The sequence below is a fragment of the Ralstonia pickettii genome (assembly GCF_000607165.1).
GTDB lineage: Bacteria > Pseudomonadota > Gammaproteobacteria > Burkholderiales > Burkholderiaceae > Ralstonia > Ralstonia holmesii.
This window is the reverse complement of record NZ_JFZG01000034.1, coordinates 109,531-122,693: the sequence shown is the minus strand read 5'-3', so window position 1 is coordinate 122,693 and position 13,163 is coordinate 109,531. Positions and strand designations below refer to the sequence as shown.

Below are 13,163 nucleotides of genomic sequence, written 5' to 3'. Positions count from 1 at the left end.
ACGCACTGAGCGCCAACAGTGCGGGTCCCATCGGCCCCCATTCGGTAGGATGCTTGTGAACTATCGCCGGCGGTTTCGATCCTGGACCGAAGAGATGGGTGGCAGCGAAGCTGGAAAGCTTACAGGCAGCCTCATACTTGTCCTGCAGACACGACGGGTCTAGCACGACCTCTCCGGCATACTGAGCCAACAATCGCAAAGGACGTTCGATCGACTGGCGCCTATAAAAGGCCCACGGCACACCTAGGCTGAATAGATGCTCGTTGCGACGTGCCCATTCGGCTTTGGCTGCAGCATCCCAATCAAAGCCAGGCAACGCGCCATGCTCCGGCGCGAATGGCAAGTTGCCGGGCGTCCATGCGCGCGTTGCCTGCATATCGACGCACCATTCGAGCAGCTCGGGCGTGACGTCGAGCGTTATAGCGTGAGCCTCTTTTTCCCGCAGGAACCATAAGCGCATGTCCCGCATGTCGGACTGACTGAATAGGCCCGCCGTGATCCCGCGGCATACCAGATCACGAATGGCCTTTGTGAGTGCCGTCTTGTCGCTGCCGAAGTCGGTCCGGTACTCTGCGCCTCTGACCTTCTGCTCGTCAAAGTAATCGCATAGCGGACTGTGAGGATTGGCGCCGTCTGCCGTGCGAAAGCGGAAGTGGCCTTGTGCGATCGCCTTGCCTGTACTTTTCGAGCGCGCACCTCTCACCAGCCTCGCGCCTTGCGCCCCGCAGCAACTGCATTCAATGTCGCTAGCTGCCTTCGATCGGACCTCTGGCGGCATGTTGACCAGTTCGGGATCGTCCTTGGCTTGATATGCGTTGAGCGCGAGCCATTGCTCTAAATCGAGCTCTCGCCGCGCCTCCCTCGAATACGCGGTGATTGGCATGGGGCCTCTCCTTGTGTCCGCTGTGCAATGAGTGCTTGGTTCGCTTCCCGGCAGGGGATTCCAGCCGAAAAGACGACAACCAGAATTTTCCCATGACAGCAACGGCTTGAGCCGCCTTGCTTCTCACTTTTCTGTGATCGGCGCCAAGGCCTCAGAATTGAAGCAATTCCCAGCCGTCCTCGGCCGCCATGTCACGCCTTGAACTCTTGAACAGCATCGTGTCGATCGGCTCACCGTCTTGACGGCAGCGCTGCAGGAAAACAGTAGCACCCAAAACGAGCAGGATCTTGCTGATGCGGCCGCAGTTTGGACCTCGTGTCTCGCGCCAGATTTGCCCACGCACAATCTGCATTCCTGACACCCCGATTCCTAGGTTGGAGGAAACTCCTGGAGTACAGTCTCCGTGCTTTCGATTCAGGCGCGCGGGTACAGAATGAGAAAGCCAACGAGGGTTGTGGCAACTCCGGCCCCGCCGAAGGAGACAATCTGCTCGAGGCCCGCACCGACATACGCCAGCGCCCCTGTTGCGAGCGCCGAAATGATGGCCGGAGGGGCGACAAAGGCCCAAAACGTCGATTTCCAAAACCTTCGGCGGCTCTCAGCCAACTGCCTCGCTGCCTCTCCGCTGGCCAACATCTGCGCTTGGTGCTCCAGCAGACTGGCATACAAGCGCTGTGCTTGCTTCGTTTCAAATTTGACTGCCGATCTCATCGTCTCCTCCCTACTTCGGATAGCGGCCAGTGAAGGCCACCGTCGCAAACCGCTTGGCGAGAGGCCAAGACGCCACGAAGTAGCCTGCAAGGCCAAGGCAAAGGGGAACGGAAGATCCAGTGACAAACGATCCCAAGGCGCCGGCGATCGCAAGGATCACACCTACTTTGAAGCCGCGTAGGCTGCGCGCGTCGGAAACTCGTTCGATGACTTTCATTGCTGATCTTTCCTAGGATTGGTTGGGTGCTGACTAAACATGCATTGGTCAATGCCGTTCCGCGAGGCGCCTCGCACCATTGCAACGGCCGCTACCATCTTCATCTCGATCAACGCTTTTCTGTCCTCTTGGCGTCTGCAATGTACTCGCCATTTGCACGCTTGAGCCGAAGCACTGGAATGCCATTTCGCTCTTGGCGGTCGACGGACCAGACCTCGGATGTCCGAGCCCCATCCGAACCGTAAAGGACGACGGGCACTTCTTGCGTGTTAGGTCCGATCACTACACAGCCCGAACCGTCCACCGGATGGCCGCCCATGAACCAGAGATGCGTTGAAGGTGGCACGGGAACACGAGGGCACAAATCGCTCCCCATCATGAGCCTATCGTGCCCGCCCACCTCAACCTGGTATCCCGGCGGGATCACGGTTGTCACGCTCGGCGCCCCCGCAGCTTTGTATGCCGCGGCCCCAATGTCGGTAAGCACACCCGCATTTGCCGCTATCGTGGATATGCATGCAGCCATGGCTACCAGCACATCGGCCGCCTTAAGATTCCGATTCATGTTGGACATTTCCCTTCCCATGATCTTTCCGCGTTACAGATCGGCAGCCTGAAAAATTGGCCGCATAACCTGCAAAGGCAGGAACCTGACGCCGCGTTTTCTGGCTTCGGCTGTCACCAACTCATGTCGGTTGATTCGCTTAGGATCGGCTGCAGAGTTTGCCTTGCGCGCGACCCGCAACAAATTTTCAGCAAACTCCCTTTCCAGCTTGTCTTGATGCTTTGCTAGTGCCCCGGATGATCCTTTACCGTGCGCGGCAATCTGAAGTTTGCTCATTCCTAGACGTGCTCAGGCATCTTGCGACGCCTCCATCGCACTTCCGTTCTAGTGGTTGAAAATCGGTTCGATGACCGCATAGAGTTCCGCAGCCTCCCTGCGGAGGGCTGTGCGTTGAATGTCTGTCATCTGTTCCCAGGTTCGCGTCTTGCTCGATGCAGTGAGTTCAATCCCGGATGCTTTGAGTAGATCTGTTCCTGGGTCGAGAAGTGCCTCGAGATAACCGAGCACAGCGTCGCAAAATGTCTCACCTCCGCCGCTACTGCGAAGATCGAGGCGATGTTCCTCCAAGCCAATATAGAAGCGCTCAGCGGCCGCTTTGTCGGCGCTGGAAATCGCGCAGCCAAGCGCGGCTAATTCCTCGTGAGGAAATTCCTTCAGGAGGAGGGAAGCTAGGACCGGGGAAAGAGGCCGTTGTATATCGATCATGGAGCGCTCTCCTCGAGTCTCAGTGGCAACGCACTTCATTCGAACGGGCGTGCTTGCTTTCGCTTGACCAAAGAAACGAGCGTGCCAGCGGGCTGGCTGGAAATCCGAGTCTCCGCCAGCTTCATGGTCCAAGCATCGTAAGCTCCGTGCACAGTACCGCCCGCGTCTACCCATCCACCTGCTGGCCCCATCAACTTCACGTACTCGGGCGCTTTGCTGACCGAAACCGCGCGGTCACTGACAAGCAGAACGTCCCCCAATGTCTCGGCGGCAAACGGTGTGTCTGTGAATCTTGACGCTATGAACTTGGCCTGTGTGCGACTACCGGTATAGCTCGTCGGCACATTGAGCTCAGCCACGGTGCGAGCGTCATCGAAATCGCAGGCTGTGGCAAGTTCAGATGAAATCGCCCAACCTGGTGCCTTGCACGGGTCTTGTCTTGCGTCTGCTGGTGCGAGTCCCAGAGCAATCAACAAAGTCAGAATTGCAGTCATGATTATCCTAGCCGTTGAGGCCTCGCCTCTCGGTTCAGCGGTCTGAACCGACTTGCTTAATTGGTGACGTCGTCATCACCGAAAAACCGCAGCGGGATCCACTTCCCTATTGGGCTTCTGCGCATCGACCAAGAGGGATCCTTCCCTGTCTGCTGCCGGACGTGATCCCCATAGGAGAGCCAAGCAGTCCCCCCTGTCCAGAAACCAAGCAGAAGAAGCAAAAAAGGTAGAACCGGCAAGGTCGCAAGAACCACAGCGCAGAGGATCGATGCGGCACTGGCGAACGCAAAGACTGCCGCAGCCTGAACGCGTGCCCCTGAAAGGTCAGCGTACGCTTGAACGGACTTAGTCGCCGGCGCGACTGCAGCCAAATATTTCCCACCCGAGTCATCAAAGACTCCGGCGGAAATCTGCAGTTCAGCGCGCACTTTATCTGGACCAAAAGTCTTCGCGAGTCCGACGACACCGCCCTCTTCCCTCATCAAAATGACGAATCCGGCATCGATACGCGCAGCGTGCCAGAGCTCTGTCAGGGCATCCCCTCGGGCCCAGCCAGGCGAACGTAGAACCCCTCCGGCCTGCATCTCGCTTTCAAGTGCGGCCCAATCCGGAAGGCCAAATCGGTGCGCCATTCGATCGCGCTCCCTCCACCACGGCCTCGAACTGAAATCTATCTCGTCCATGTTTGTTCCTGTCACCATTTCATTTGCGGCGCGGCCGGTGAACACGACGTGCTGGTCTGGCTTCCACCTTTCCTCGCTGGGCTCCGCGGAGATCTTTTGCCCCTTATGATGGGCCGATATGCCCTGAGGCCGGCCAGTGGCACAGCCTTTCTCGAAAATTTCTGCAGCTGCAATATCGTTTTGCACGGCTCATCTTGTTATTCCTGCCGGCCGCGCCTGGCGCGGTGAATCACCGCTTCTGCGACGCGCGCCCTATCTATGGCCTCCTTCGCTGCAGAACTGGCGGTCCGGCTCGCTACCGAAGCCATGATGAGCGGCAGATTGTCGTCGTCCAGATATGGCTTCAACTCGGCGAGCCTGCCTCTGAGATGGTCGAATTCATCCATTCAAGTTACCAATCAATGAAGGCGGGCATCGTTGCGTTCCACTGTCGTTTTGGACCACGCTTCCCAGGGAGATAGCCCGCGAGTTCCGGTAGACGAAGGTCACGCCTTTCTCTTACCGATTGCGGCGGCTGAGCACCACATGCTGATCGGGCTGCTCCCCGTCTTTTGCGAGTACGGCGCAGACCTCGTATCGCCCTTGATTTGTGGGGAAAATCAGCGGACTTTGAGTGGCTCCGCCCTTGTAGTAGACCTTCGTTCCTGAGTCTGGACGCTCCTCATTACCGACGTGCGCACCGGGCGGGAGATCTATCTGGACAGTCATTCCGGGAACTACACGCACGACAGCGACGGTGCCTTGTGCGATGCGTTCTGCGCAGCGTGGTTCACCGGCATGGCTCACCACGCTGAGCGTTGCGCTGGCAAGAAGAAGCGACATTTTTGCCTTCATGGCTTTTTCAATCATTCGAGGGTCAACCGGCAGAACTCTTCGATCAGCACCATCACCAGCAAACAAACGCCGATACCAAGCGGCGTGCTCAGGAGCACCACGATGTTACGTGACAAGCCCCACCCTAAAAGCTGAGCCAGGGCAAAACCAGATGCGCTCACGAGGATGCAAAGGACGGCGGCCGCAAGGGGACCGCGTTGGTATAGAAACAGCTTCATCTTCTCAGTCATGATCTTCCATATTTTCGACCGGTGGATAGACACCCTATTGGGGCGCTGCTATCCGAACTGCCAAGTCGATTCCTTCACAGGGGAACGTCATGGAACCTATCGAAATCAGGTCCGCCCGAACGTCATGAAACGTAATGAGGTGCGAAGACACCTAATTTGCGAACGGGTTCATTGCACGAACCACAGCGCCAACAACCTCGGCTCGAAACTCAGAATACTCAGCTGGCCACTTTCGAAAGCAACGTGCCGCAAAATCATCGTCGCGTTTGGAATTCGGCTTCCCACGCTTGCTGTTCTCCAAGATCGGCCGCAAGCGCGCCTTAGTCGTTTCGTCCATCCTTCTTCCTATACGGTGTTGAACGCGCCTGGCTTCAAAATCAAGTTCATGAAATGGTGCGTCGACAATTCAACACGGCGCTTCTTGGGCCGTTTCACGACATCGAAGATACCCTCTTTACTTTCAATTACTAGCCCGCAATCGAGGGGAACTTCAGCAGCGTCGATGATTCCAGGGGGAGCGGCGTAGTACATCACCTCAGAGATCGCGGCATAGCCACCGCGTTTCTCTGGCTTCGCCAAGTCGGATAGGAAATCGGACCGGCTGATCTTGACCTCATGCACACACGGATTGATCCGCTTGGCATCGTAGGTCTTCGCCATCGAAAACACGTCGGGGCGGATCGCCTGGCGCGCTCCTGTGGGAAGCTCAATGAGTAGCTCAATGTTCTCCCACGTTACGCGACTCTGGTCCCTCAGCCACGCGGCCAATCGGCCTGAAAGCTCATGATGGGGTTTCCGCCGCGTGATTTCGCGCTGTTTTTCCTCATGCAACTCTAGCTCCCCCGCATGAGTGATGACGAATTGAGCCCCGCCGAACTGGCGATCTATGCGAGCGATGAAGCCTGCAGCGACAAGGTCCAAGTCAATGTTGTCGGCAAGGCTCGCTGAGCCGTGATGGCCGCACCTGAAATACGCTCTCAGTCGACTGTAATGCTGTCGTGTCATCGTCGCCATGGCCCGAGGCATTTCTCCAGCGGTTTTGACGGTAGCAACCCCTAAAAGCTCAGTCTTCTCGATCGGATCTCTCGGCACTTTCAATGGAGCGAATGAATCAAGCGAACACGGACATATGGGTCGGTGCAAGTGTCGAGGGGTGGCCCGTCACGAATTTGCCAACAACAGATGCCCCACCTTGGCCTTCTGCGCTGCTGACGCCTCTTTATCTTGGGATTCAACTACCTGTCAGAGAGGACCACCATCCTCTGACTCTTTCACAATGTAAAAGTGATCCCCCATCGGACGGACAGATTTACCCGGGATGTGGGCGGAAAGCATTTCTCGGTCGGTCGGGTCATACTTCAGCGTATAAGCGACACCTGCTGACAAAGGTGCGGCGTCAAGCCCCCAACTCCAACTTCTTGCAAGAGACCCTGTCGCACCTGCAGTGCGTATCTCGTTCTCGTGCGAATACTTAACAAGTAGGAAGTGGATGCGATCGGGGTCTAATCCTGCTAACGAGAGCGCGAGGATCAAACTCCCAGACAAAAAGGGGGCGAGAAAGATGGACGCTGCACTTCGCCATCGGCCTTGAGTCGCATTTCGGATGGATCCGGCCAGCCAATACCAAGAAAGCGGCAGTAGGAACAGGACTGATACCACGGCGATGCAGGTCACAGCCTTACCTACTTCCCATAGGCCGATGCCTATGAATAGGAGGCACGACCACAACAAGAAATGTCGACTGCAAAATTTGTCATGGTTATCCGTCCCCCGACCTTTCGGAAGGTGCAATTTGGCGCACGCACGCACATCGTCTGCACCTTGGCGCCGCACCTCTGCCTCTCGCTTAACCGTCATCATTCGCTCAATGCGCGTTCTTTAGCCGGCCTGTAAGGGGCGCTTCCCACGCTAAGAGATTCTTCCATTCTGAGCCCCCGACGATTGTCGCCACAGCGCAGCGACATCGATCAAGAGCTTTCCGTTCGCTACTTGTGGGCACCGGACTGTTGAAGTGCGGCCAATTCGGAGAGCTTCGCCAGAATCTGCATATTCGTGATGTTCAGTTGATCCAGCTTCTTCTCAATACGCTCGCTGTCACTTTCGACAACGTACTGCCACGTCCCTGGGGCGCCTTTGGCGGAGCCAAAACACTGCATCATTCGACCGTTGGCGTCGGTACTGATGCTGCCGGCAGAAATCGGGCCCGATGCAAGGTCGCAATGACTTCCCTGAATAGGGACTTGCTTAATCGCCATCGCTGCGCCGGCCGCATTGGCGACGTTGATGCTTTGACCGCCCTGTGTTGTGGCTGTCGGTGTGCCAATGGCATTGATGGCCTTGGCTTCCAGATGTGCCGATTGGGTGGCCGTTTCGGCTTGCGCGGTTGCGGCACAAACAGCAATTGCGATCAACAGGAGTTGCTTCATTTTCTTGTCCCTTGTGAAGGTGTGTGTGATAGAGCTGAACGACCCACAGTTCTCTTGCATGGCGACTCGGGTTCTACTTCTTTTGTCAGCGGCGGAAGACGTGATACCTGGCGGCCGTAACGCAGGCCACAACCACTGAAACTGCACACATGCCCAATGCGAGCCTGTAAAGGGCGCGCGCCTCAACCAGCACCTGTATCGCCTTTTCATTGACCCCGCTTTCAGCGATGCGTACCAAGTCATCGAGGCTAATGGCACTCATCAGTGCCCAGATCAAGAGGGCAGCGCCGAATACCCATCCAGAGACAAAAACCATCGCCGTGAAGGCGATCTTCTCTGACGGCAAGCGCCGTTTCTCTCTTCTAGCCCTGGAACGCTCTCTGTTGGGCCCGATCGTGCGGCTTCCATCGGGGCCAAAGGTCTCGATCTCGACATGGGGTCGAGGTTGTGGTTGTAGATTCCCCATACTGCTCCCAGTCCTATGCGTTGCGAAAAAGAGCCTTCAAGCCGTGTACCAGCAACCGGTTGCGAATCGCGGCGCAACGGGCGCGCGACAGCGGCGTCAGTCGTTCGTCGTCCGCAAGGCGCATGAACCCGTCGAGGGTTCCATATGAAGCCAACACTGCCATGTTCAGCTTCAAGTGGCCCGTCTCGCGCAGCTCGACCAGGGCGGGGACTAGGGCCTCAAGTTGGTCGTCGATTTCCGCGAGGTGATCCAAGCTGTCGCCAACATGCGCGCTCATCTGGCGAAGAAGCTCCGCCAGCGTGTCCTCCGAGGCGCAGGCCAAGGGATTGAAAGCGATCGAAGGCTGGTTGCGGAGAACTTTGAACTGCATTGTCATTTTTCCTGCTAGCCAGCGCGGTTCGCCCGGGTGGTTGAAGTTCGCACCGTCGCGACAGCGGCGGTCGGGAGCAGTGAGCCGGCTCGGCGCACCGCAACCTTCACTTTCCGCGAGCCGTGGCGTCGCATGCGCTCTAACTGACGTAGCGCGCGATGTTCGAAAATCAGCACCATCGAGTGGCCCTTGTCAAAGGTGAAGACCTTTCCGCCACGGGCGCGAATCTTTTGCGCCATCACTTTTTGAATTACGGTCATGTTGTCGCCTTGCTCTTCCCTTTTTCCCGATCTGGTCGCAGATGGGTCCTAGGACCAGGAGCGCCGAATGATTGCTCGTCGCTTTCCTTAGATTGCTTGCAGCTCACTGCGATTCCGGCCATTTGAGCCCCCAGGCCTGGCAGATTGCGAGAAGGCGTGCGTTGCCGTCAGGGACCAACTTATAGAGGTCCGCTTTACCCCACCGTAGCGCGTCCAAGCACAACAGCATGTCATCACTGATAGTCACCTCCACGGCACGGAGATCGAACGGGTCCAGCGGGAAGGCCTGACCATCGAATGTCGATGCAAGGAAGCGCGCTACGGTGTGGACCTGCCCAGCGCTGCTGCTTTCGGCCAAACGCATCAGTCGGTCATACGCTTGGGCGGCCGATGCCTGAACCTTGCTTGCGCGCTCCGCCCATTCACGTTCCTGCCTGTCCAGCTCTTCAAAATTCATGGCTACCTTTTTCTGGTTAAGACCGCGGGACCCGCCCATGCCGATCGACAATTTCGATATCACGCGTATCGCCCTTAAGTCGGAAGCAAAATCCGACTCGCCAGTCCAGCGACGGACCAAACGCGTCGATCCAATTGCTTGCCCCCTCTTTCGATCGGAAGCCACGTCCGAAGTGCGTAATCCCACCTTGACGGACAAACCAACGGCACCTCTTCTGTACCGGAATGGCTTCGATATTCTGCATAGGCATCGCTATTTTCCGAAGGCTAGTGCTTCAACGCAATCTTTGCGTTTCGATTGCTAAGGCCTCTTTCGATCTCCGTGATGCTCGCCTTGCGCAACGCACTGGTGTCTGATCGTGCCGTAAAGACAGTCTGATAGATGGCAGTACCAGCGTCGGCAGTACGACCCATCGTTACCTCGTGGGCAGCCGCGTCTGCGTCATGATGGCTTTGGTCGTTTTTCATGTTCCTTGCCAAATAGCTCGGCTACCGGCCGGTTTGGAGCTGCTGCAGACAATACTTCCGTTCAATTGCGCGCTCCCACAGCAATTCAACAACGATGATCGCAGCGGCGACCGGGACGCCTATCCACCACGACAACCCGACGTATTTGCAAGAACCCAATACGGTGAGCGCGGCCACCATAGCGACTACATTCACGACCATCGTCCAGCCAGGCAGATGCACCTTCTCTTGTCCTTTTGGCACGTCTGAATGTTCTTGCCCGCGTGTCAACGGAACGAAGAACAAACTCCAGACGATGTAGGACATAAGTGCGATGCATCCAAGAGCTGCACCAACGAACCAAATGTCGCCAGCGTTTTGGGATAGGTTGTTTAGCGGGTTAATTGGCATGGCTTTTCCGTGGTCAGTTCGAGCCTGGCTCGTGGCCCAGACTGAACCTATCGTCTTCAGCGTTTTGGATAACCTTCGACTTCCACCAAACCCTCACGGAAAACCGCAAAGTGCTACCTTCGTCATCGATCATCATCTGATAACCAATGACTTCAAAGTCTTCCCCTTTGCACTCGGGGAGATCGTGCTCGACTTTCGCATTGAAACGTTTGTTGGCCGCGTCCGGCTCGATCTCGAGTCCGCCAAGCCCATGGATATGTGCAACCGGAACTCCAACCAGCCGCAATTTCTCGTAGGTGTCGAGCACTGCATGCTGAATGTCGATTCCATTAAAACTCTCGGGTGCACTGCCACCAAGAATTTCTCCGCGAGGTACGCGGCCGCCGAATGTGCAATCTCCGAACGCAGAAGCCTTCGCCCGACTCTGTGGCGCGGTACCAGCCACGATCAGCGCTTTCCAGGCCTCGCTAAAGCGCGTATCAAGCAATGCAAGATCTCGCTTCAGAACTGAGTCGGCTTTTTCTCGGCCCTTAGCGAGATTCCGAGTCGCCTCGCCTGCATCCTTCTCAAGAACTGACAGGCTCTGGGCATGGGCGGCGTGTGCGCGCTCCCTCAAACAGGCAATTTGATCGTCAACCATTCCGTATTCTCCGATTTCCCCATCAATCCCTCTCTCTTGCCGCCATGCGGGATTCCACTGCTCGCTTGGCTGTCTCGCGCGTCTTGAAATGGCGGGCCGACTGTTCGCTGACATGCGTGGATTGGTCGGAGACATCCCACAACTGACCATTGCACCAGCTAGCCGACCAACCGCCGGCTCCCAACCGTCGGATCTGGACGACGAGGCTTCCGTCAGCGTGCCCTGCCGATCCATTCGGTGCGTCTGTCCACTGAATCATGGCGACAGCCTTCCCTAACCGCTATTCGGCGAAAACTTCCTGCAAAGTCTGCAGGGCGCTCAACATCGTTTTATCGGCAACAACGCCCTCTTTCTTAACGAGGCGCACCTTATCCACAGCGCGTATCTGGTCCAGCAGGATCAGTCCACTCTTGCGCAGGAAGGTGATCGGTACACGGAACGGTGCGGGGCGGCCTTTGCTAGTCATCGGGGCAACGATGACAGTGCGCAGGTGATCGTGCATCTCGGGAGGCGAGACGACCACACACGGACGGGTCTTTTGGATCTCACTTCCTTTTGTCGGATCCAGGGCGACGAGCCAGATATCTCCGCGCGCTACCACGTCAGCTCCGCGTCATCTGCGTTGGAGAATTCGCCCATCACGAGCACATCATCATCAGCTGCAGCGACAGCGTGGCTGGCCTCGGCCCACCCCTCGCGCGGCTTCTTCTTCGGCTTGCGAATCACCAAAGCATCGTCCTCCACTGCCATGTCCACTTCATCCTCCAAACCCAGCTGGGCAAGAATGGGCTTGGGGATCAAGACCCCCTGTGAATTGCCCATCCTGCGAATCGTTGCTTTCATAATCCCACCGTAAGCACAATGTTATTCCATTGCCAAGGGTATGGCAACACAATGTTATTACACCGTTTCCGCCTTGTCTGCACCGCCCTTATTGGCATCGCATCCAGCGCAAGCGGCATGCAGATCTCGCAGCGATACCTCCGCGTATGGCTCGATATGCACCTCCTCGCCATGCGGGGCGGAGTCCGAAATGTTTCGCTGGTATGCCCGCTAAAGAGCATGGCGCCAAACAGAAAGCTTGCGCTATGCCGTCACAGCTCGTGTGGCATGCTGGCACCCAAAACCGGAATCAGGAGGCGGCATGACGGCAAGTGACGACGATTGGAGTGGCGCGGCGTACGCGCAAGACAGCCGTGGTGGAGACACTTTGGCAGCGCACCTACAGGCGGCCGGAATTCTTCCCCCTGGGCACGTCATCGTGAACGTGCAGATCTACCTGAGAGCAACCGTAGCGCCTGACGGCGTCGAAGGGCCTTACCTTACCGTCATGATGTTTGACGCATCAGGGAGCCGCGATCCGGCGGCGGCTTATCGTCAGGCAATCGCGGATGGTCAACGGATCTTCCCGATCAAGCACGTCCAGGTGAACGACGCGATGATCGAAGTGTTCAGCGACCTAATGCTCGATCTCACGCCTCGCGGCTTCGATGTTCCCCCTCAGGCGCCGCAAACGATGGTCTACAAGGCTTAGAACAGTTCACCGCTTTGCGTAGCGGCGTCTAGCTCGGGTTTTGCGCCGCGCGGTGCGCGCGGTGCCGGAGCTGTATCCATCAACTCCGCCGGGTACAGCGTCAAAAAGCTGCGCGCCGCCTCAGGATCTCGGCAGTGCAGCCAGTCGTCCCAGCGATTGCGCGGCACGATAACGACACTGCGCTTTTCTTTCCCGGGTGCGTGCATGCGGCGCATGATCGGATGCTCGTCAGCGTTGACCGTCAGCATCGTGAAACTGTTGCTTGCCGGCGTATTGTCGGCCACGCGCCCCTCCCAGGAACGCCATAGCCCTGCGATCGCAAAATCCGCCTCGTCCTTGAGCCAGATTCGGTACCGCGTGCTCTTCTTTGGATCGGCCTCGTAGCAGGGCTCAAACAGGGATTGTGCGGGGACCAAACATAGTTGTGCAGCATGCCAATACTTCGCGAAAGTCCGTTTCTGCCCGACAGTTTCCGAACGCGCGTTCGTTGTATCGAAGCTCACTCCGGCGGGCTGGCGACGTTTCGGCACGAACCCGAAGTTGGCCAGCACGCATTCACGCCCGCCGTCGGCCGTGTTGCGCACTATCGGCGCGGCATAGTCTGGCCAAGTCTCGCGCGGATACTCGTCCTCGCCGGCAGAGTCCACACGATACAGGCTACGAATAAGGTCGATCTCTGACGGCTTGTAGTTGTTGCACATTGAGCGCGCTCCCGTTTGCGTCGATGTCGTACGACGCATTGCTGGCAGATGCTGATCTTAAGCTGGCACAGCATAGCGCCAGCCCCGGGCCTGCTATGTGAAACTTGTCGTGGTTCGTCCGTATGGGCGA

At 57.3% G+C, this 13,163-nt stretch carries 23 protein-coding genes; 1 reads left to right on the top strand and 22 read right to left on the bottom strand.

Translation table 11 applies throughout. The annotated features are described in order from the left end of the window. The 21 genes from BG83_RS0126800 to BG83_RS0126695 all read right to left on the bottom strand — a co-directional run. Positions 1-883, bottom strand: an 883-nt coding sequence (locus BG83_RS0126800) for a hypothetical protein (protein WP_024979652.1), incomplete at its 3' end; no start/stop codon positions are given. A 151-nt stretch (positions 884-1,034) separates the two neighbouring features. Then, complete coding sequence (locus tag BG83_RS0126795) at positions 1,035-1,235, bottom strand: hypothetical protein (protein ID WP_024979651.1); 201 nt, start codon at positions 1,233-1,235, stop codon at positions 1,035-1,037. A gap of 62 nt (positions 1,236-1,297) precedes the next feature. Next, the gene (locus tag BG83_RS0126790; protein ID WP_024979650.1) at positions 1,298-1,594 is read right to left on the bottom strand and encodes a hypothetical protein; all 297 of its coding nucleotides are present in this window, start codon (positions 1,592-1,594) and stop codon (positions 1,298-1,300) included. Between the two features lie 10 nt (positions 1,595-1,604). Next, a complete protein-coding gene (locus BG83_RS29490) occupies positions 1,605-1,811 on the bottom strand; it encodes a hypothetical protein (RefSeq protein WP_048932976.1) in 207 nt (68 codons plus the stop codon). A 598-nt stretch (positions 1,812-2,409) separates the two neighbouring features. After that, entirely contained in the window at positions 2,410-2,652 is a 243-nt protein-coding gene (locus BG83_RS0126780; RefSeq protein ID WP_024979648.1) for a hypothetical protein, read from the bottom strand. 48 nt (positions 2,653-2,700) lie between these two features. Next, a complete protein-coding gene (locus BG83_RS0126775) occupies positions 2,701-3,081 on the bottom strand; it encodes a hypothetical protein (protein ID WP_024979647.1) in 381 nt (126 codons plus the stop codon). 35 nt (positions 3,082-3,116) lie between these two features. Next, positions 3,117-3,575, bottom strand: coding sequence for a hypothetical protein (locus BG83_RS0126770; RefSeq protein WP_024979646.1), 459 nt, complete (start codon positions 3,573-3,575; stop codon positions 3,117-3,119). Positions 3,576-3,631: 56 nt separating this feature from the next. Then, complete coding sequence (locus BG83_RS0126765) at positions 3,632-4,444, bottom strand: hypothetical protein (protein WP_024979645.1); 813 nt, start codon at positions 4,442-4,444, stop codon at positions 3,632-3,634. Between the two features lie 11 nt (positions 4,445-4,455). Continuing rightward, positions 4,456-4,644: a hypothetical protein gene (locus BG83_RS0126760; protein WP_024979644.1), complete on the bottom strand. Its 189-nt coding sequence runs from the start codon at positions 4,642-4,644 to the stop codon at positions 4,456-4,458. A 112-nt stretch (positions 4,645-4,756) separates the two neighbouring features. Then, positions 4,757-5,107 (bottom strand): hypothetical protein, encoded by a 351-nt coding sequence (locus BG83_RS0126755; protein WP_152543768.1) that lies wholly within the window; start codon positions 5,105-5,107, stop codon positions 4,757-4,759. Continuing rightward, entirely contained in the window at positions 5,104-5,322 is a 219-nt protein-coding gene (locus tag BG83_RS0126750) for a hypothetical protein (RefSeq protein WP_024979642.1), read from the bottom strand. The genes BG83_RS0126755 and BG83_RS0126750 overlap by 4 nt, the downstream gene beginning before the upstream one ends. Before the next feature lie 345 nt (positions 5,323-5,667). Next, positions 5,668-6,336 (bottom strand): hypothetical protein, encoded by a 669-nt coding sequence (locus BG83_RS0126745; protein ID WP_231973461.1) that lies wholly within the window; start codon positions 6,334-6,336, stop codon positions 5,668-5,670. Positions 6,337-7,307: 971 nt separating this feature from the next. Further along, the gene (locus BG83_RS0126740) at positions 7,308-7,748 is read right to left on the bottom strand and encodes a hypothetical protein (RefSeq protein WP_024979640.1); all 441 of its coding nucleotides are present in this window, start codon (positions 7,746-7,748) and stop codon (positions 7,308-7,310) included. An 85-nt stretch (positions 7,749-7,833) separates the two neighbouring features. Then, the gene (locus BG83_RS0126735) at positions 7,834-8,094 is read right to left on the bottom strand and encodes a hypothetical protein (RefSeq protein WP_048932975.1); all 261 of its coding nucleotides are present in this window, start codon (positions 8,092-8,094) and stop codon (positions 7,834-7,836) included. Between the two features lie 133 nt (positions 8,095-8,227). Then, entirely contained in the window at positions 8,228-8,590 is a 363-nt protein-coding gene (locus BG83_RS0126730; RefSeq protein ID WP_152543767.1) for a hypothetical protein, read from the bottom strand. An 8-nt stretch (positions 8,591-8,598) separates the two neighbouring features. Beyond that, positions 8,599-8,844 carry a hypothetical protein gene (locus tag BG83_RS0126725; RefSeq protein WP_024979637.1) on the bottom strand — a complete coding sequence of 82 codons (246 nt, stop codon included), beginning with the start codon at positions 8,842-8,844 and terminating at the stop codon, positions 8,599-8,601. A gap of 103 nt (positions 8,845-8,947) precedes the next feature. Further along, positions 8,948-9,364, bottom strand: a complete 417-nt coding sequence (locus BG83_RS28215) for a DUF7673 family protein (RefSeq protein ID WP_051541601.1) — start codon at positions 9,362-9,364, stop codon at positions 8,948-8,950. Between the two features lie 425 nt (positions 9,365-9,789). After that, positions 9,790-10,074, bottom strand: a complete 285-nt coding sequence (locus tag BG83_RS30020) for a hypothetical protein (RefSeq protein ID WP_231973463.1) — start codon at positions 10,072-10,074, stop codon at positions 9,790-9,792. 97 nt (positions 10,075-10,171) lie between these two features. Then, the gene (locus tag BG83_RS0126705; protein ID WP_024979633.1) at positions 10,172-10,798 is read right to left on the bottom strand and encodes a hypothetical protein; all 627 of its coding nucleotides are present in this window, start codon (positions 10,796-10,798) and stop codon (positions 10,172-10,174) included. Between the two features lie 280 nt (positions 10,799-11,078). Beyond that, positions 11,079-11,399 carry a type II toxin-antitoxin system PemK/MazF family toxin gene (locus tag BG83_RS0126700; RefSeq protein ID WP_024979632.1) on the bottom strand — a complete coding sequence of 107 codons (321 nt, stop codon included), beginning with the start codon at positions 11,397-11,399 and terminating at the stop codon, positions 11,079-11,081. Further along, a complete protein-coding gene (locus tag BG83_RS0126695) occupies positions 11,393-11,641 on the bottom strand; it encodes an AbrB/MazE/SpoVT family DNA-binding domain-containing protein (RefSeq protein ID WP_024979631.1) in 249 nt (82 codons plus the stop codon). Before BG83_RS0126695 ends, BG83_RS0126700 begins: the two co-directional genes overlap by 7 nt. A 301-nt stretch (positions 11,642-11,942) precedes the next feature. Between BG83_RS0126695 and BG83_RS0126690 the strand changes: the two genes are divergently transcribed. Beyond that, a complete protein-coding gene (locus tag BG83_RS0126690; protein ID WP_024979630.1) occupies positions 11,943-12,332 on the top strand; it encodes a hypothetical protein in 390 nt (129 codons plus the stop codon). Here BG83_RS0126690 and BG83_RS0126685 read toward each other — a convergent pair. Beyond that, complete coding sequence (locus BG83_RS0126685) at positions 12,329-13,033, bottom strand: SOS response-associated peptidase (protein WP_024979629.1); 705 nt, start codon at positions 13,031-13,033, stop codon at positions 12,329-12,331. The two genes, BG83_RS0126690 and BG83_RS0126685, sit on opposite strands and share 4 nt — an antisense overlap. Positions 13,034-13,163 lie beyond the last annotated feature (130 nt).